General features: G+C 63.4%; 18 protein-coding genes. 12 read left to right on the forward strand and 6 right to left on the reverse strand.

Going from position 1 to position 17121, the window contains the following annotated elements:
- The first annotated feature begins 51 nt into the window (after positions 1-51).
- Positions 52-1029 (forward strand): quinone oxidoreductase family protein, encoded by a 978-nt coding sequence (locus tag KXR72_RS14800; RefSeq protein WP_437421848.1) that lies wholly within the window; start codon positions 52-54, stop codon positions 1027-1029.
- Positions 1030-1041: 12 nt separating this feature from the next.
- Here the strand turns inward: KXR72_RS14800 and KXR72_RS14805 are convergent, their stop codons facing one another.
- The 3 genes from KXR72_RS14805 to KXR72_RS14815 all read right to left on the reverse strand — a co-directional run bounded on the left by KXR72_RS14805 (position 1042) and on the right by KXR72_RS14815 (position 3871).
- On the reverse strand, positions 1042-1599 hold the full coding sequence (locus KXR72_RS14805; protein ID WP_437421849.1) for an L-threonylcarbamoyladenylate synthase: 558 nt from the start codon (positions 1597-1599) through the stop codon (positions 1042-1044).
- Positions 1600-1659: 60 nt separating this feature from the next.
- Positions 1660-2760, reverse strand: coding sequence for a DNA-processing protein DprA (gene dprA, locus KXR72_RS14810; RefSeq protein ID WP_437421850.1), 1101 nt, complete (start codon positions 2758-2760; stop codon positions 1660-1662).
- A gap of 85 nt (positions 2761-2845) precedes the next feature.
- Positions 2846-3871, reverse strand: coding sequence for a LysM peptidoglycan-binding domain-containing protein (locus KXR72_RS14815; protein ID WP_437421851.1), 1026 nt, complete (start codon positions 3869-3871; stop codon positions 2846-2848).
- Between the two features lie 148 nt (positions 3872-4019).
- Between KXR72_RS14815 and def the strand changes: the two genes are divergently transcribed.
- The 9 genes from def (at position 4020) to KXR72_RS14860 (ending at position 12115) form a co-directional block, all read left to right on the forward strand.
- Positions 4020-4526: a peptide deformylase gene (def, locus tag KXR72_RS14820; protein ID WP_437421852.1), complete on the forward strand. Its 507-nt coding sequence runs from the start codon at positions 4020-4022 to the stop codon at positions 4524-4526.
- 54 nt (positions 4527-4580) lie between these two features.
- Positions 4581-5510 (forward strand): methionyl-tRNA formyltransferase, encoded by a 930-nt coding sequence (fmt, locus tag KXR72_RS14825; RefSeq protein ID WP_437421853.1) that lies wholly within the window; start codon positions 4581-4583, stop codon positions 5508-5510.
- Positions 5511-5515: 5 nt separating this feature from the next.
- Positions 5516-6841 carry a 16S rRNA (cytosine(967)-C(5))-methyltransferase RsmB gene (gene rsmB, locus KXR72_RS14830; RefSeq protein WP_437421988.1) on the forward strand — a complete coding sequence of 442 codons (1326 nt, stop codon included), beginning with the start codon at positions 5516-5518 and terminating at the stop codon, positions 6839-6841.
- 52 nt (positions 6842-6893) lie between these two features.
- Positions 6894-8267, forward strand: a complete 1374-nt coding sequence (gene trkA / locus KXR72_RS14835; protein ID WP_437421854.1) for a Trk system potassium transporter TrkA — start codon at positions 6894-6896, stop codon at positions 8265-8267.
- A gap of 316 nt (positions 8268-8583) precedes the next feature.
- Positions 8584-9438 carry an ectoine/hydroxyectoine ABC transporter substrate-binding protein EhuB gene (gene ehuB, locus KXR72_RS14840; protein ID WP_437421855.1) on the forward strand — a complete coding sequence of 285 codons (855 nt, stop codon included), beginning with the start codon at positions 8584-8586 and terminating at the stop codon, positions 9436-9438.
- 217 nt (positions 9439-9655) lie between these two features.
- Entirely contained in the window at positions 9656-10315 is a 660-nt protein-coding gene (gene ehuC / locus KXR72_RS14845; protein WP_437421856.1) for an ectoine/hydroxyectoine ABC transporter permease subunit EhuC, read from the forward strand.
- Positions 10312-10971 (forward strand): ectoine/hydroxyectoine ABC transporter permease subunit EhuD, encoded by a 660-nt coding sequence (gene ehuD / locus KXR72_RS14850; RefSeq protein WP_437421857.1) that lies wholly within the window; start codon positions 10312-10314, stop codon positions 10969-10971. Before ehuC ends, ehuD begins: the two co-directional genes overlap by 4 nt.
- Positions 10972-10979: 8 nt before the next feature.
- A complete protein-coding gene (gene ehuA / locus KXR72_RS14855) occupies positions 10980-11795 on the forward strand; it encodes an ectoine/hydroxyectoine ABC transporter ATP-binding protein EhuA (RefSeq protein WP_437421989.1) in 816 nt (271 codons plus the stop codon).
- Between the two features lie 11 nt (positions 11796-11806).
- Complete coding sequence (locus KXR72_RS14860) at positions 11807-12115, forward strand: hypothetical protein (protein WP_437421858.1); 309 nt, start codon at positions 11807-11809, stop codon at positions 12113-12115.
- Between the two features lie 68 nt (positions 12116-12183).
- Here the strand turns inward: KXR72_RS14860 and KXR72_RS14865 are convergent, their stop codons facing one another.
- Genes KXR72_RS14865 through KXR72_RS14875 form a run of 3 tightly spaced genes read right to left on the reverse strand, consistent with a single transcriptional unit; the run spans position 12184 to position 13983 of the window.
- On the reverse strand, positions 12184-12456 hold the full coding sequence (locus tag KXR72_RS14865) for a PilZ domain-containing protein (RefSeq protein ID WP_437421859.1): 273 nt from the start codon (positions 12454-12456) through the stop codon (positions 12184-12186).
- A 29-nt stretch (positions 12457-12485) separates the two neighbouring features.
- Positions 12486-13373, reverse strand: coding sequence for a lysophospholipid acyltransferase (locus tag KXR72_RS14870; protein ID WP_437421860.1), 888 nt, complete (start codon positions 13371-13373; stop codon positions 12486-12488).
- A gap of 40 nt (positions 13374-13413) precedes the next feature.
- Complete coding sequence (locus KXR72_RS14875) at positions 13414-13983, reverse strand: DNA-3-methyladenine glycosylase I (protein ID WP_437421861.1); 570 nt, start codon at positions 13981-13983, stop codon at positions 13414-13416.
- Positions 13984-14118: 135 nt separating this feature from the next.
- On the opposite strand from KXR72_RS14875, the gene glyQ reads away from it, so the two are divergent.
- Entirely contained in the window at positions 14119-15066 is a 948-nt protein-coding gene (gene glyQ, locus KXR72_RS14880; RefSeq protein WP_437421862.1) for a glycine--tRNA ligase subunit alpha, read from the forward strand.
- The gene (glyS, locus tag KXR72_RS14885) at positions 15063-17117 is read left to right on the forward strand and encodes a glycine--tRNA ligase subunit beta (protein WP_437421863.1); all 2055 of its coding nucleotides are present in this window, start codon (positions 15063-15065) and stop codon (positions 17115-17117) included. The genes glyQ and glyS overlap by 4 nt, the downstream gene beginning before the upstream one ends.
- The last annotated feature ends 4 nt before the right edge of the window (positions 17118-17121 follow it).

Below are 17121 nucleotides of genomic sequence, written 5' to 3' on the forward strand. Positions count from 1 at the left end.
ACGCCCGGGAGGGGTTGGATAGGCTCCTTTGCCTTCATCTCAGGAGCCGACATGTCGCAGCGCATTCAATTCAGCCAGCACGGCGAACCCGACGTTCTGGAACAAGTCGAGGTGCCCGTGCCCACCCCTGGCGCCGGGGAAGTCTGCGTGCGCAACCACGCGATTGGCCTGAATTTCATCGATACCTACTACCGCAGCGGTCTGTACGTACCGCCGAGTCTGCCCTCCGGCCTGGGCACAGAAGGCGCTGGCGTGGTCGAAGCGCTGGGTGAGGGTGTCAGCGATTTCGCGGTCGGCGATCGCGTGGCCTATGCCACCGGCCCTCTGGGCGCCTATGGCGAGCATCACTGCCTCCCGGCACGCCACCTGGTCAAGCTGCCCGACGCGATCAGCTTCGAACAGGCCGCGGCCGTCATGCTCAAGGGCCTCACCACGCAGTACCTGCTGCGCCAGGTGCATGAGCTGAAAGCCGGCGAAACGGTGCTTTTCCATGCCGCGGCGGGTGGCGTCGGCTCGATCGCCTGCCAATGGGCGAACGCCATCGGCGCGCGACTCATCGGTGTCGTGGGTTCAGCCGAAAAGGCCGAGCGGGCCAAGGCACTCGGTGCCTGGGCGACCATCGACCGAAACAGTGAAGACGTCGTCAAGCGGGTCCAGGAGCTAACCGACGGCAAAAAATGCCCGGTAGTCTACGACTCGGTCGGCAAGAGCAGCTGGGAGGTCTCACTCGATTGCGTGGCGCCGCGCGGCCTGTTGGTCAGCTTCGGCAACGCGTCGGGCGCCGTAAGCGGCGTGAACCTTGGGATCCTGGCACAAAAGGGCTCGCTGTTCGTCACCCGGCCGACGCTGGCCGGCTATGCGGATTCTGCCGAGCGGCTGCGCGCCATGGCCGACGAGCTGTTCGCAATGATCGCCAGCGGCAAGATCAAGGTTGACGTTGGGCAACGCTATCCATTGGCCGAGGCGGCCGAGGCGCAGCGCCAACTCGCCGCTGGCAAGACCACCGGCTCGACCATCTTGCTGCCCTGACGGCACCTGCGGCTAGCTGGCGCGTATCAGCTCGCCGCTGCGCAGGTCGCGGATGGTGCTGGGGTTGCGCCGCCCTCCGAGGCGGCCTCCGAGCACGGCGTCGAGCTCACCAGGGAAGTATTGCTCGACGCGCAGGCGCGTACGTGCCGAAGGGCGGCCGGCAGGGTTGGCGGACGTCGAAACCAGCGGGCCGGTGAAGTCGCAGAGACGGGCAACGAGCGGATGATCGGTGACGCGCAGGGCAACGCTGTCATGCCGGCCGGTGATCCATTCGGGCAATCGGTCACGGTGCGGAACGAGCCAGGTGTTGGGCCCCGGCCAAGTACCCGCCAGGCGGTCCAGCCAACGCTCGGGCAGGTCCTCCAGCAGGAAATCGAACTGGTCGATATGGGCGGCGACGAGGATCAGGCCCTTCTCGACGGGGCGTTCCTTGAGCGCCAGCAACCGATCGACCGCATCGCCATCCCAAGGATCACATCCGAGCCCCCACACCGCCTCGGTCGGATAGGCAATCACCCCGCCGCGCCTGACCACCCGAGCCGCCCGCTGTACACGCCAGTCCCCGACCATTTGCACCTCCGCTTGTTGACCGGCGCAGTGTACCCAAGCCCGCCGCTCGCCACAGCCGCGTCAGCCGGCGCACGCCACCCATAGCCCGTGCTCGCTGGCGACCCGGTCGTCGATCTCCAACTCGGTGAGTTCGGCCAAGACCTGCGACAGTGGTTGGCGAGCCGCTACGGCCAAGGCTTCGCTGGTCATCGGTGCCGCCCGCAGCTGAACGAGCAGGGGATGGCTCGATGCCTGTTGCACCTGCGGAGGTGCTTCGTTACTCGGCGCGCCCTGCTGCCAACCTCGCAGGGCCTGCAGCACATCCTCGACGCTTTCGACCAAGGCGGCACCTTGGCGAATCAGCTGGTGGCAGCCACGCGCGCCTGGATGATGGATCGAACCGGGAATGGCATAGACCTCGCGCCCCTGCTCGGCGGCCAGCCGGGCGGTGATCAGCGAGCCACTGGACGGACTTGCCTCGACCACCAGCACGCCCAGCGAAAGACCGCTGATAATGCGATTGCGGCGCGGAAAGTTCGCTGCCTGGGGCGCGCAATCCAGCGGCATTTCAGACACCAGCGCCCCTCCGGATTCGATGATCCGCTCGGCAAGCCCGACATGGCGGCGGGGGTACAGGCACTGCAGACCGGTGCCGAGTACCGCGATGGTCTTGCCGCCAACATCCAACGCGCCCTGGTGGGCGGCACCGTCAATGCCCAACGCCAGCCCGCTGGTAATCACGAAGCCGCCGCGCGCCAGGCTTCGGGCAAAGGCGGTGGCATTGTCCAACCCGGGTCTCGAGGCACGCCGGCTACCCACCATCGCCAGTTGCGGCTGCGCCAGAAGCGCCGGATCACCGGCGATGAACAGCAGCGGTGGTGCATCCGGCAGCTCTTCCAACAGGCCTGGATAAGTCGGGTCGTCCCACATCATCAGGTGATGGCCAGGCTGTTCCAGCCAGGTCATCGCCGCGGCGGCGCGATTACGTACGTCCGGGCTACGGCGTGGCTCGGCACAAGCGGCAGGCAGACCCAATGCACGCCAGGCGGCGGCAGGTGCGCTGAGCGCTGAAGCGGCATCGGGAAAGGCACTGAGCAGTTTGCGCAGGCGCCGAGGGCCTAGTTCGGGCAAGAGATGAAGGCGCAGTCGCGCCTCGAGTTCGGCAGGGGATACCGCAACCATTGGAAACGTTCCTTCGTGTCAAGGCGCCACATCCGTGCGGCGCAGGTATAAAGCATGAGCCCTGCAATTGCAGGGCTCATTCGACTCAGGGGTTACGCACCTTGTCCATTACCGCCAGCGACCGGGTCGCCTGGAGGACCAGCCCGTAGCTGAGCTTGTCGTAAGTGCGGAAGATCATCAGCAGGCCGGAGCGTTCGTCAGGGATCTTCACATTTTCGCCGGTCACCCGGTCGCGCACGGTTTCACCCGTCTTGTAGACGGCCAACACGTTGCCGATTTCCAGGCCGTCACGCGCACCTTTGTTCAGGGTGACCACGTCGAACTGGCCAATCTGGGTCACGCCACGTGGTACGTCGAGAATCAACCCTTCGACCTTTTCCTTCGGCTCGCTCGGCATGAAGGTCGAGTTGATCGCGCGCTCTTCATTGGGGAACAGGCGATCACCGAGGCGGGCTTCCTGAGTCACGCGGGTCAGGCGCAAGGTAGCGATGTCACCTTCGATCTCGACCAGTTCGACGCTGCCGATGTCGTCGGCATTGATGCCGAGAAACTCGCCGGAATCGGGATCGACATAGGTCTTGCCCTGGCGAAAGACACCGTAGGCGCCGACCTTCTCATCGAAACTGCCGCGGCCGTAGATCCGATCTCCGGCACCACTGATCACGCGTTCGGCATTGCCGGCGACGATGTACGGCGCGCTTTCGAACTGCTCGGCAGAATCGACGATGCGGTTGCTGAGCAAAAACGAATTGATAGCTTCCAGCGGAATGGTGCTGATGGCTTCGGCCATCGGAGTGGTGCGTACGGTCGGGGAGAGCTTGATGGTGCCGCGCGAGGCGCCCCGGTTGAGCATCAGGCGCGGCTGGCCGTCGATGTAGACCAGACTGAGCTGGTCGCCGGGATAGATGAGGTGCGGGTTTTCCACCTGAGGATTGGCGTGCCACAGTTCGGGCCACTTCCAGGGCTGGCTCAGGAACCGACCGGAAATGTCCCAGAGCGTGTCGCCCTTCACCACGGTGTATTGCTCAGGATGGCCATCCTTAAGCTCCACAGCGGCCTGAGCCATGCCGCCAACCGCCACCAGCAGCAGGGCGAGTAGTGATTTCCTCATGTGGTGAATCCCTTTATGATGTGCCTTCACGTAAAGCGCCCTAGCGCCGCAGAAACCCTTGTGGAAAGCGGCGTTAAGCCGTTTACAAGCTGCTCGGCATCTTAGCAGCGGCTTTTGACTTTATTCCATAAGTGCATCACAAACGCATATGGCAATCCTGAACATCCTTGAGTTTCCCGATCCGCGCCTGCGGACCATCGCCAAGCCGGTGGACGTGGTCGACGACGGCATTCGCCAGTTGATCGACGATATGTTCGAGACCATGTACGACGCGCCCGGTATCGGCCTGGCCGCGACGCAGGTCAATGTCCACAAGCGGGTCGTGGTAATGGATCTCTCCGAGGACAAGTCCGAACCGCGCGTCTTCATCAACCCCGAGTTCGAGTTCCTGACGGACCAGATGGACCAGTACCAGGAAGGCTGCCTGTCGGTGCCGGGTTTCTACGAAAACGTGGATCGCCCGCAGAAGGTGAAGATCAAGGCGCTCGACCGCGATGGCCAGCCCTACGAGCTTATCGCCGAAGGCCTGCTCGCCGTGTGCATCCAGCACGAATGCGATCACCTCAATGGCAAGCTGTTCGTCGATTACCTGTCCAATCTCAAGCGCGACCGGATTAAGAAGAAGCTCGAAAAGCTTCACCGCCAGCAGGCTTGAACCTCCCACTCCAAAGGCTTGCAGCAGCAAGCCTTTTTTATTGACGAGTCCCCTATGCGCATCGTTTTTGCCGGTACGCCGGAATTCGCAGCCCAGCATCTCCAGGCGCTGCTCGACGCGAAACGCGACATCGTTGCCGTCTATACCCAGCCGGACCGCCCGGCCGGGCGCGGCCAGAAGCTGATGCCGAGCCCGGTCAAGCAACTGGCGCAGAACCATGGCATACCGGTGTTCCAACCACAGACGCTGCGCGCGCCTGAGGCTCAGGCCGAGCTGGCAGCGTTGCACGCTGACCTGATGGTGGTGGTGGCCTACGGGTTAATCCTGCCGCAGGCTGTCCTCGACCTGCCGCGGCTTGGCTGCATCAACAGCCACGCCTCGCTGTTGCCGCGCTGGCGAGGTGCCGCGCCTATCCAACGAGCAATCGAGGCCGGCGACCCGGAATCGGGCGTGACGGTGATGCAGATGGAAGCGGGGCTGGATACGGGGCCGATGCTACTCAAGGTGACCACCCCCATTTCCGCCAACGATACCGGCGGCAGCCTGCACGACCGCCTCGCCACGCTTGGCGCACAGGCTGTGGTCGAAGCCGTCGCCGCGCTGGAGGCCGGCAACCTTGTCGGTCAGGTGCAGGACGATAGCTTCGCCACCTACGCACACAAGCTGAACAAGGACGAGGCGCGCCTGGACTGGAACCGGCCGGCCATCGAGCTGGAACGCCAGGTTCGGGCCTTTCATCCCTGGCCAATCTGTCATGCCAGCCTCGACGAAGCCACGCTGAAGATCCACGCCGCACGCACGGCAACGGGTAATGGCACGCCGGGACTGATCCTGACGGCGAGCAAGGACGGCCTCGAAATCGCCTGCGGGAAAGGCTCGCTCCTGCTGACACGGCTGCAGTTGCCAGGTGGCAAACCGCTGGATTTTGGTGATCTGTTCAATAGCCGACGCGACCAGTTCGCACCGGGCCAGGTGTTGGGCTGATGGCAATGAATCCACGCCTGGCTGCGGCCAGAGCTCTGGGCGTCGTGCTGTCTGGCAAGGCATCGCTGGGGAGCAGCCTGCCGGAGATGCTGACCAAGGTCGATGCACGCGACCGGGGCCTGACCCAGGACCTCGCCTTCGGCACAGCGCGCTGGCAACCACGCCTCGCCGGCCTGGCCGAGCGCCTGCTGCAGAAGCCGTTCAAGGCTGCTGATCGCGACGTCGAAGCGCTTCTGCTGGTCGGCCTTTACCAGCTGTTCCATACCCGTATCCCGCCGCACGCTGCGCTCGGCGAGACGGTCGGCTGCGCGGAGAAACTCAAGAAGCCCTGGGCCAAAGGCCTGCTTAACGCTGTTTTGCGTAAGGCGCAGCGGGAAGGCGAGGCGCTGTTCGCGGACCTCGAGCGCGACCCTGTCATCCGCTTAGCCCATCCGCGCTGGCTGCAAAAGGCCCTCAAGGCGCACTGGCCCGAACACTGGGAAGCGATCTGCGCCGCTAACAACGCGCACCCGCCAATGACGCTGCGGGTCAATCGCCGCCAAGGCACGCGCGACGCGTACCTGGCAAGGCTGCAGGACGCGGGCATCGAGGCCTATCCCACGCCCCACAGTGATGACGGTATCCGCCTGGCCGCCGCCTGCGACGTCTACCAATTACCCGGCTTCGCCGATGGGGAAGTCAGCGTGCAGGACGAAGCCGCGCAGCTCGCTGCCGGGCTGCTCGATCTGGCGCCCGGCCAACGGGTGCTGGACGCTTGCTGCGCACCGGGCGGCAAGACCTGCCACCTTCTCGAGCGCGAAGCGGGACTCGCAGAAGTCGTCGCACTCGATCTCGAACCCAAGCGGCTCGAGCGCGTGCGGGACAACCTGGCGCGGCTGCAGCTCGACGCCAACCTGATTGCCGCCGACGCCCGCAGGACCGATGCCTGGTGGGACGGCCGCAGCTTCCAGCGCATCCTGCTCGACGCACCCTGCTCGGCGACCGGAGTGATCCGCCGTCATCCGGACATCAAACTTACGCGCAAGGTCGAGGATATCCCGCCGCTCGCCGAGCTCCAAGGCGAGATGCTCGACGCACTCTGGCCGACGCTTGCGGTCGGAGGCGTGTTGCTCTACGCCACCTGCTCGGTGCTGCCGACTGAAAACCGCGACGTGATCGAGGCCTTCCTGGCGCGTACGCCCGGCGCGCGCCAGCTGGATCTGCCCGCAGGGTTCGGTGTCGTGCAACCCTACGGCCGCCAGTTGCTGCCGCAGCCGGACGGTCACGACGGGTTTTATTACGCCAAGCTGATCAAGATCGCGGCGCAACCCGGCGGGCGAACAGGACAGTGAATCAGCCTCGGCCAATAACTCGGGGCGGCAACCACCTCTCAGGAGTGATCGCGTGAAGATCATCATTCTCGGCGCAGGGCAGGTCGGCGGCACGCTCGCCGAAAACCTCGCCAGCGAAGCCAACGATATTACGGTGGTGGACACCGACGCCGATCGCCTACGCGAACTGGGCGACCGCCTCGACATCCGCACCGTGGTGGGCCGCGGCTCCTTTCCCACCGTGCTGCGGCAGGCCGGTGCGGACGACGCCGATATGCTCGTAGCCGTGACCAACAGCGACGAGACCAACATGGTCGCTTGCCAGGTCGCCTACACCCTGTTCCACACCCCGACCAAGATTGCGCGGGTGCGTGAGTCGGTTTACCTCACCCGCTCCGGGCTGTTCAGCAACGAGGCGATCCCGGTCGACGTCCTGATCAGCCCCGAACAGGTGGTGACCAACTACATCAAGCGTCTGATCGAGCATCCCGGATCGCTGCAGGTGATCGACTTCGCCGATGGCAAGGCCCAACTGGTTGCGGTACGCGCGTATTACGGCGGCCCGCTGGTCGGCCAGGAGCTGCGCCAGATCCGCAAGCACATGCCCAACGTGGATACCCGCGTCGCGGCGATCTTCCGGCGCAACCAGGCGATCCTGCCGCAGGGCGACACGGTCATCGAGGCCGATGACGAAGTGTTCTTCATTGCCGCCCGCGGGCACATTCGCGCGGTCATGAGCGAGATGCGCCGGCTCGACGACAGCTACCGCCGCATCGTGATCGCCGGTGGCGGCCACATCGGCGAGCGGCTGGCCGAAGCGATCGAGAGCCGCTATCAGGTCAAGATCATCGAGATGAACCCGGCGCGCTGCCGCTACCTGTCCGACACGCTGGACAGCACCATCATCCTGCAGGGCAGCGCGTCGGACCGCGACCTGTTGGTCGAAGAAAACATCAACGACGCGGACGTCTTCCTGGCGCTGACCAACGACGACGAAGCGAACATCATGTCGTCGCTGCTGGCCAAGCGCCTAGGCGCGCGGAAGGTCATGTGCATCATCAACAATCCCGCCTACGTGGACTTGGTGCACGGCGGCGAGATCGACATTGCCATCAGCCCGCAGCTGGCGACCATCGGCACCTTGCTGACCCACGTGCGTCGCGGCGATATCGTCAGTGCTCACTCGTTGCGCCGTGGCGCGGCAGAGGCAATCGAGGTCATCGCCCATGGGGACTCACGTTCGAGCAAAGTCGTCGGCCGCGCCATCGGCAAAGTTTCTCTGCCGCCAGGCACGACCATCGGCGCCGTGATCCGCGACGAGGAGGTGCTGATCGCTCACGACAACACGGTGATCGAGTCTGGCGACCACGTGATTCTCTTCCTTGTCGACAAGCGCCATATCCGCGACGTCGAACGCCTCTTCCAGGCTGGCCTGACCTTCTTCTGAGCCCAGCCGGCCGGTCGCCTTCGGGCGATCGGCCACTTCGTTCGGCAACGCTTCGTTGCCGCTTCGCTTTATTTCTGCCGGTTCGAGACAAATCGGCTCAGATGCCGTCTACATTTCCGTTAGGCGCTCAGCTTTTGTATGCTCGGGCAGATCGGCCGGGCGGCACCTGTCCAACCGGGGCACCGCAGCAGCGTGCGCCACGCAGGTCCGCGTCACCGTTTTTTTGCCGTGTACGGCCGAGGTACCACCCTGGCAACCGCCTCCTAGAACAAACGAATCCGACTTACGGATATCCAAGGAAAACAGGAGAGACACCATGAGGAACTTCAACATCTCACCCATCGCCCGGCTACTGATCGGTTGCACCGCCCTGATGGGCGCCACGATCAGCAGCCTGACCCAGGCCGATACCCTGGACGAGATCAAGGACAGCAGTAGCGTCCGCATCGGCTACGCCAATGAAACCCCCTTCGCTTACACCGCCACCGACGGCAGCGTCACCGGCGAATCCCCCGAAATCGTCGAAAAGATCTTCCAACGCATGGGCGTCGAGAAGATCAATCCGGTGCTCACCGAATGGGGCTCGCTGATCCCCGGCCTGCGCGCCAGCCGCTTCGACCTCATCGCAGCCGGCATGTACATCACCCCCGAGCGCTGCAAGCAGGTCCTGTTCACCGACCCGCATTACCAGTTGAAGGACACCCTCCTGGTCAAGACTGGCAACCCCAAGCAATTGCGCAGCTACGAGGACATCGCCAAGGACGAGACCGCCAAGCTCGCCATCATGTCCGGCACGGTCAACCTGAACTACGCGCGCAAAGCTGGCATCAAGGACTCGCAGATCGTGCAAGTGCCGGACACCACCTCGCAGCTGCAGGCCGTGCGCACCGGACGTGCGGATGCTGCCATCGGCACCCAGCTGACCATGAAGGGCTTAGCTGAGAAGGCAGGCGAAGGGGTCGAAGCCACTACCGATTTCAAGGACGACCCAGCCCATACCGGCTATGGCGCCCTGGCGTTCCGCCCCAAAGACAAGGCTTTGCGCGACGCGGTGAACGCCGAGCTGAAGAAGTGGCTGGGCAGCGACGAGCACCTGAAAACCGTCGAGCCCTTCGGCTTCGATCGCTCCAACATCACCAATAAGACCGCCGACGAACTCTGCGGCGCGTGACAGGCTCGTTGGGGCCTGACTGGCCGCACCGACCTGCACATGATGAACCGTCGTTCCGACAGGCCCGCTCGCAGCATATGGCGGGCCTTCGACGGCTGGCTGCGATACAGATCGCCCCGCGTGGGGCGACCCGGTCGCAGACCGCTCGCCCGACGCAGCCGCCGCACTGCTGGGCGATTCCAGCTCCACCCGATGTGGAGCCAACCGGAAAATCAAGATGAACGAACTCCTACCTCTCTTGCTACAAGGCGCCTGGGTGACCGTGCAGGTCGCCTTTTTCGGCTCACTGCTAGCGATTCTGGCTGCCTTGATCGGCGCCTTCGCCCGGCTGTCGCCCTTCGCGCCGCTGCGCTGGCTGGCAGTCGTCTACATTGAGCTGTTCCGTGGCAGCTCGCTCCTGGTGCAGCTGTTCTGGCTGTATTTCGTGCTGCCGATGCCGCCGTTCAACATCAACATGAGTGCATTCCAGGTCGCCGTGATCGGCCTTGGCCTGAACATCGGTGCGTACGGCGCCGAAGTGCTGCGCGGCGCAATTCGCTCGGTTCACGAGGGCCAATACGAGGCCTGCCTGGCTCTAAACATGACGCCCTGGCAGCGCCTGCGGCGGGTGATCCTGCCGCAGGCACTTCTGGCCGCTATTCCGCCGGGCACTAATTTGCTGATTGAGCTGTTGAAGAACACGTCGCTGGTTTCGCTGATCACCTTGTCGGACCTGGCTTTCCGAGCCCGTCAGCTCGACCAGGCGACGCTGCAGACGCTAGAAATCTTCGGCTTCGCGCTGGTCATCTACTTCGTGCTCGCGCAGCTCATCAACCTCGGGATGCGCACCCTGGAACGCCGCCTCGCCCGTGGCCGCATGCGCGGAGGTTTGTCATGAATTTTTTTGACTGGGACTTTGCGCTGCAGATCCTGCCCCGGCTGCTCGATGCCTCAATCAAGACCATCGGTATAACGCTCGCCGGCTTCTCCATTGCCATCGTGCTCGGCCTGTTTCTCGCCGTGGGGCGCCGTAGCCGCCAACGCTGGCTGGCCTGGCCGGTCACGGGGGTCATCGAGTTCATCCGCAGCACGCCGCTGCTGATCCAGGTGTACTTCCTGTTTTTCGTGCTTCCGAACTTCGGCGTGAATCTGTCCGCGTTGCAGGCAGGCATCGCTGGCATCGCGCTGCATTACGCCTGCTACACCGCCGAGGTTTATCGCGCCGGCCTGGATGCGGTGCCGCGCGCGCAATGGGAAGCGGTGACCGCGCTGAACATGAAGCCGGTGACCGCCTACCGCAAGATCATCCTGCCGCAGGCACTGCGGCCGATCATGCCGGCGCTGGGCAATTACCTGATCTCGATGCTCAAGGACACCCCCGTGCTGTCTGCCATCACCGTGGTGGAAATCATGCAGCGCGCCAAGAACATCGGTTCCGAACACTTCCGCTACCTCGAGCCGATCACCATGGTCGGCCTGTTCTTCCTCATCCTCAGTCTTGGCCTCGCCTGGTTGGTGCGGCGTCTGGAAAACCGAATGGAGCTAGCCCGATGAGTCAGTCCATGCAAGCCGGTGCGCCGGCTTCCGATACCGCCAGCGAAACGGACGTGATGGTGCAGTTCCGTGACGTGAGCAAGCACTATGGTGACCTGACGGTTCTCAATCACCTCGATCTGGACGTGCGTAACGGGGAGAAGGTCGCGATCATCGGGCCTAGCGGATCGGGCAAGTCCACCCTGCTGCGCGCGTTGATGACGTTGGAGCAGATCGACGACGGCGTGATCATGGTCGACGGTGAGCCCCTGACGCACATGCCCGACAGCCACGGTCAGCTGGTGCGCGCCAACGCCCGCCACCAGCGCCGCGTCCGTGGCAAGGTCGGCATGGTCTTTCAGAGTTTCAACCTGTTCCCGCACATGAGTACGCGGCAGAACGTGATGGAGGCGCCTGTCCAGGTGCTCGGGCTGTCCAAGGCCGAGGCGCGCGAGCGTGCCGAAGAGTTGCTGGCGATGGTGGGCCTGGACGACAAGCTCGATCACTACCCCTCGCAGCTGTCCGGTGGCCAGCAGCAGCGTGTTGCCATTGCGCGGGCGCTGGCCATGCGACCCAAGGTCATGCTGTTCGACGAGGTTACCTCGGCGCTCGATCCAGAGCTCTGCGGCGAAGTGCTCAACGTCATCCGCCGCCTCGGCGACGCTCATAGCCTGACGATGCTGATGGTGACGCACCAAATGGGCTTCGCACGCGAATTCGCCGACCGGGTTTGTTTCTTCAACGAAGGGCGAATCCACGAACAGGGGTCACCGGAAGAACTGTTCGACAATCCCCGCGAGGCCCGCACTCAGGAGTTTCTCAGCGCGGTGACGCAGGCCAGTTGACGGAGACAGTTATGCTCGAATCGCTGGAAAAGATGCTGGCTGCCGGTAAGGACAACGCCATGTTGCGTTTCGGCCTCGGTAAGGGCTACCTCGACGCTGGAGATGCACTGGCCGCTGCCCAACACTTGCAGCGCTGCGTCGAGCAGGACTCGAGCTATTCCGCCGCCTGGAAATTGCTCGGCAAGGCACACCAGGCATTAGGTGATTCTGCGGCAGCGCGCCAGGCCTGGGAGCAGGGTCTGATTGCAGCTAAGGCCCGTGGCGACAAGCAGGCGGAAAAGGAAATGCTCGTATTCCTGCGCAAATTGGACCGAGCCTGATCCCCGGTCGAGAGAACGTCAGCGAGCGGAACGAGGTGAGGGGGAGGGCCACTCAGTCTGCCCTGACCTCAATCTGCCCTGACAAAGCGCAGCCCCACCCCCTCGGCATCGACACGCATCACTTCCATTTCCAGCTCGGGCGCGGGAATCGGCAAATCCTGGACCTGGCCGCTGACTATCATGCCAGGCAGCAACTCCGTCAGCTGCGGATGCTTGACGTAGACCCCGCCGTCCGAGAGGTCACGGGTATGGGCGAAGATTTCGCCGAAGGATTCGTGGGTGATACGGATGCGGCACTTCATCGGCGCACGCGGGTGCTGTCGCTGATTCAACGTTCCCATGACTATCCCTGTGTACTGCGTTGCTAAGGTCAGTACCAGCGTGGTTCGCCGGCCGGACGTTTCTTGAACCGCTTCATCGTCCACATGTACTGGCTCGGCCAGCGACGGACATAACGCTCGATCACGCCACTCATCGCGGCGACTGCGACGTCGACGTTTTCCTCGTACATCGCGGGCGGCGCCGCTTCGAGGATCACCTTGTAGCCCGAACCGTCGTCCAGGCGCAACGCATGCAGAAAGACGCCGACTGCCTTGCCGCCGGTGAGCATGCCCGGCACGAATTTGCTTGTCAGCGCTTGAGTGCCAAGGAACGGCACGAACACGCCTGCGCCCTCGCTCGGCTCCGGATCTGCCGGTATACCGACGGCGCCGCCGCGACGCACTTCCTTGATGACACTGATGATGCCTTCGCGGGTGGAGGGCGCAACCTTGTTACCGAGCTGAACACGTTGGCGCTGGAGCAGATCATCGACGGCTTTCAGCTTTGGTGGCCGGTAGAAAATGATCGGTTTGCACTGGGCGCAATAGAAGTGATTAAGCACCTCCCAATTGCCGAGGTGGCTGGTAATGCCGACCACGCCCTTGCCGGACGCCAATGCCTGCTCCAGTACCTCAAGCCCTTCGACTTCACGGACCAGGCTCAGCGTCTTGTCGGCCGGCCATATCCAGGCGCAGGCGCTCTCGGTGAATGTCTTGCCGATCTGCTCAAGGCTCTGACCCAACAGCCGTTCACGCGCCGCGTCGTTCAGTTCGGGAAAACATTTGCCGATGTTGATCCGGGCGACCTCGCGGGAGCGGTTGGGCAGTTTCAACATCAGCCAGCCGATCAGGCTGCCAAGCCGCTGCACGATGGGCCAAGGCAGCAGCGCGAACAGGCGCAGGAAACCAACGACCAGCGCACCTTTGAACCTGTCCAAAGGACCTCTCCCTTCAATCAAAGCGGCTAGTGTAACGCCTTCACGTGGCAGGCTCGCACCCGAGCGCGAGAACCGGGTAACGGTCGCAGTCGAGGGTATGATCCATGACCATGCCGCTGGCCTGCATGAAGGCATAGCAAATGGTGGGGCCGACGAAGCCGAAGCCCGCCCGCTTCAACGCCCGGCTCATTGCCTCCGCCTCGGGCGTGACCGCCGGCACTTCGTCCTTCGAGGCGAAATGATTGATTCTGGGCTGGCCACCCACGAAGGACCACAGCCAGTCCACGGGATGCTCCAGCGCGAGCCAAGCCTGGGCGTTACGCCGAGCGGCTTCGAGCTTGCGTCGATTGCGAATGATGCCGGCGTCCAGCATCAACGCATCGATTTCGGCATCGGTCAGCTGCGCCAGGCGTGGCGCGTCGAAACCGAACAGGACGTGCCGGTATCGCTCGCGCTTGCGCAGCACGGTGATCCACGACAGCCCAGCCTGAAAACCCTCGAGCACCAGGCATTCGAACAAGGCCTGCGGGTCGCGATTCGGCACGCCCCATTCCTGATCGTGATACTGAGCATACAGGGGGTTGCTCGTGCACCAGGCGCAACGCGGCATCGTTCGGCTTCCGTGGATAGGCGGGTAGGGCACCCGGCGGTGAAACGCATGCCCAAACGCCGGGCTGGCGCCGGGTCTGGGCTGTTATCGGGTATACTCCAAGGCTTTATGTCGAAGCCCAGCACAGGTGAAATTTTGACCCAGCCTACGCCTGCCGTGCGCACCTTCCAAGACCTGATCCTCGCCCTGCAAAGCTACTGGGCAGAGCAGGGATGTGTCGTTCTGCAACCCTATGACATGGAAATGGGCGCCGGTACGTTCCACACCGCGACGTTCCTGCGCGCCATTGGTCCTGAAACGTGGAACGCCGCCTATGTGCAGCCGTCCCGCCGCCCCGCCGACGGCCGCTACGGCGAAAACCCCAATCGCCTGCAGCACTATTACCAGTTCCAGGTCGTGCTCAAGCCCAACCCAGACAATATTCAAGACTTATATCTGGAGTCGCTCCGCCGGATCGGCGTCGACACCTCCGTGCATGACGTGCGCTTCGTCGAGGATAACTGGGAGTCGCCGACGCTGGGCGCCTGGGGCCTCGGTTGGGAGGTCTGGCTGAACGGGATGGAAGTTACCCAGTTCACTTATTTCCAGCAGGTGGGCGGGATCGAGTGCTACCCCGTCACCGGCGAGATCACCTACGGCCTGGAGCGACTGGCCATGTACCTGCAGGGTGTGGATTCCGTCTACGACCTGATCTGGACCGACGGCCCCTTCGGCAAGGTCACCTATGGCGACGTGTTCCACCAGAACGAGGTGGAGCAATCGACTTACAACTTCGAGCACGCCAATGTCGACAAGCTCTTTGAACTGTTCGATTTTTACGAGGCGGAAGCCAATCGCCTGATCGCGCTGGAACTGCCATTGCCGACCTATGAAATGGTCCTGAAGGCCTCTCATACCTTCAACTTGCTGGACGCTCGGCGAGCCATCTCGGTGACGGCCCGCCAGCAATACATCCTCCGGGTTCGCGCGCTGGCGCGCTCTGTAGCGCAGAGCTACTTGCAGGCACGTGCGAGGCTCGGCTTCCCCATGGCTACTCCCGACCTGCGTGACGAAGTACTGGCCAAGCTGGAGGCAGCAGAATGAGCGCACTGGATTTCCTCGTCGAACTCGGCACCGAAGAGCTGCCACCCAAGGCGCTGGGCAAGCTGTCCGATGCCTTTCGCAGCGGCATCGAAAAAGGTTTGAAGGAGGCCGGGCTGCTGCATGCACGGGTTCAGGCGTTCGCCGCCCCACGTCGCCTGGCCGTGCTGGTCCAGAACCTCGAGAGCCAACAGCCCGATCGCAGCGTCAATCTCGATGGTCCGCCACTGCAGGCTGCATTCGATGCTGACGGTGAGCCGACCCAGGCCGCCCTTGGTTTCGCCCGTAAATGCGGCGTTGAACTCGCGGACATCGACCGTAGCGGTCCCAAACTGAAGTACAGCCGCACCATCGCCGGCGAGCCGACCACCGCGCTGTTGCCCGGCATCGTCGAAGCCGCACTCAATGATTTGCCGATTCCCAAGCGCATGCGCTGGGCGGCGCGCAAGGAAGAATTCGTCCGCCCGACCCAATGGTTGGTGATGCTGTTCGGCGATCAGGTCATCGATTGCACACTACTGGCTCAGCGGGCAGGTCGCGAATCGCGGGGCCATCGTTTCCACAGCCCAGGACCGGTACGCATCTCCAAGCCGTCCAGCTATCTGGACGACCTGCGCAGTGCTCGTGTCATCGCGGACTTCGCCGAGCGCCGCGCCATGATCGCCAAACGGGTCGACGAGCTGGCCGCCGAGCAGCAGGGCACGGCCATCGTGCCGCCGGAGCTGCTTGATGAGGTCACCGCGCTGGTCGAGTGGCCGGTGCCGCTGGTCTGCTCGTTCGAGGAGCGCTTCCTCGATGTGCCGCAGGAAGCCCTGATCAGTACCATGCAGGACAATCAAAAGTATTTCTGCCTGCTGGACACTAACGGCAAGCTGCTGCCGCGCTTCATTACCGTGGCGAACATCGAGAGTCGCGATCCAGCCCAGGTCATTGCCGGCAACGAGAAGGTGGTGCGCCCGCGTCTGACCGACGCCGAGTTCTTCTTCAAGCAGGACAAGAAGCAGAGGCTCGAAGCCTTCAATGATCGGCTCAAGAATGTGGTGTTTCAGGCGCAACTGGGCTCTGTCTACGACAAGGCCGTGCGCGTGTCCAAGCTCGCCGCGTTCATCGCCGGCAACGTACAAGGCAATTCGGACTGGGCGGCCCGTGCCGGTTTGCTCAGCAAATGCGACCTGGCCACCGAAATGGTCGGTGAGTTTCCCGAAATGCAGGGCGTGGCCGGGTATTACTACGCTCTGAACGACGGTGAACCCCAAGACGTTGCTCTCGCGCTGAACGAGCAGTACATGCCGCGCGGCGCGGGTGCCGAGCTGCCGACCACCCAAACAGGCGCGATCCTGGCGGTCGCTGACAAGCTCGACACGCTGGTAGGAATCTTCGGCATCGGCATGCTCCCCACCGGCAGCAAAGACCCCTATGCGCTGCGCCGCGCTGCGCTTGGCGTGCTGCGCATCCTCGTGGAGAAGGGGATCGATCTCGACCTGGTTCAAGCCGTCAACTTCGCTATCGCTCAATTCGGCGACCAGGTGAAGGCCGCCGGGCTGGACGAGCAGGTACTTGAATTCATCTTCGACCGCCTGCGCGCTCGCTACGAGGACGAAGGCATCGACGTTGCGTCCTACCTTTCGGTGCGCGCCGTGAAGCCTGCGTCTGCACTGGACTTCGACCAGCGCGTCCAAGCGGTGCAGGCGTTCCGCACCCTGCCCGAAGCAGAAGCCCTGGCAGCCGCGAACAAGCGCGTCTCCAACCTGCTCAGCAAGTTCGACGCCAAGCTGCCGGAAACGGTCGAACCGCGTTATTTCGATAACGCCACCGAGTTCTCGCTGTATTCGGCACTGCAACAAGCCGAACAGGCAGTGCAGCCATTGGCCGCCGCACGTCAGTACCGCGAGGCGCTCGAGCGCCTGGCTCATCTGCGCGCCCCGGTGGATGCCTTCTTCGAGGCGGTTCTGGTCAATGCCGACGATGCGTCGGTGCGTGCCAACCGTTATGCATTGTTGGCCCGGTTAAGAGGATTGTTCCTTGGCGTCGCCGATATTTCCGCACTTGGCTAAGCCG

This window comes from Stutzerimonas chloritidismutans (genome assembly GCF_051486945.1).
Taxonomy (GTDB): Bacteria; Pseudomonadota; Gammaproteobacteria; order Pseudomonadales; family Pseudomonadaceae; genus Stutzerimonas; species Stutzerimonas chloritidismutans_B.

Excerpts from the sequence above, each read along its gene's own strand:
- KXR72_RS14800 (WP_437421848.1), top strand. The coding sequence starts at position 52 with ATGTCGCAGCGCATTCAATTCAGCCAGCACGGCGAACCCGACGTTCTG.
- KXR72_RS14805 (WP_437421849.1), bottom strand. The coding sequence starts at position 1,599 with ATGGTCGGGGACTGGCGTGTACAGCGGGCGGCTCGGGTGGTCAGGCGC.
- dprA (WP_437421850.1), bottom strand. The coding sequence starts at position 2,760 with ATGGTTGCGGTATCCCCTGCCGAACTCGAGGCGCGACTGCGCCTTCAT.
- KXR72_RS14815 (WP_437421851.1), bottom strand. The coding sequence starts at position 3,871 with ATGAGGAAATCACTACTCGCCCTGCTGCTGGTGGCGGTTGGCGGCATG.
- def (WP_437421852.1), top strand. The coding sequence starts at position 4,020 with ATGGCAATCCTGAACATCCTTGAGTTTCCCGATCCGCGCCTGCGGACC.
- fmt (WP_437421853.1), top strand. The coding sequence starts at position 4,581 with ATGCGCATCGTTTTTGCCGGTACGCCGGAATTCGCAGCCCAGCATCTC.
- rsmB (WP_437421988.1), top strand. The coding sequence starts at position 5,516 with ATGAATCCACGCCTGGCTGCGGCCAGAGCTCTGGGCGTCGTGCTGTCT.
- ehuB (WP_437421855.1), top strand. The coding sequence starts at position 8,584 with ATGAGGAACTTCAACATCTCACCCATCGCCCGGCTACTGATCGGTTGC.
- ehuC (WP_437421856.1), top strand. The coding sequence starts at position 9,656 with ATGAACGAACTCCTACCTCTCTTGCTACAAGGCGCCTGGGTGACCGTG.
- ehuD (WP_437421857.1), top strand. The coding sequence starts at position 10,312 with ATGAATTTTTTTGACTGGGACTTTGCGCTGCAGATCCTGCCCCGGCTG.
- ehuA (WP_437421989.1), top strand. The coding sequence starts at position 10,980 with ATGCAAGCCGGTGCGCCGGCTTCCGATACCGCCAGCGAAACGGACGTG.
- KXR72_RS14860 (WP_437421858.1), top strand. The coding sequence starts at position 11,807 with ATGCTCGAATCGCTGGAAAAGATGCTGGCTGCCGGTAAGGACAACGCC.
- KXR72_RS14865 (WP_437421859.1), bottom strand. The coding sequence starts at position 12,456 with ATGGGAACGTTGAATCAGCGACAGCACCCGCGTGCGCCGATGAAGTGC.
- KXR72_RS14875 (WP_437421861.1), bottom strand. The coding sequence starts at position 13,983 with ATGCCGCGTTGCGCCTGGTGCACGAGCAACCCCCTGTATGCTCAGTAT.
- glyS (WP_437421863.1), top strand. The coding sequence starts at position 15,063 with ATGAGCGCACTGGATTTCCTCGTCGAACTCGGCACCGAAGAGCTGCCA.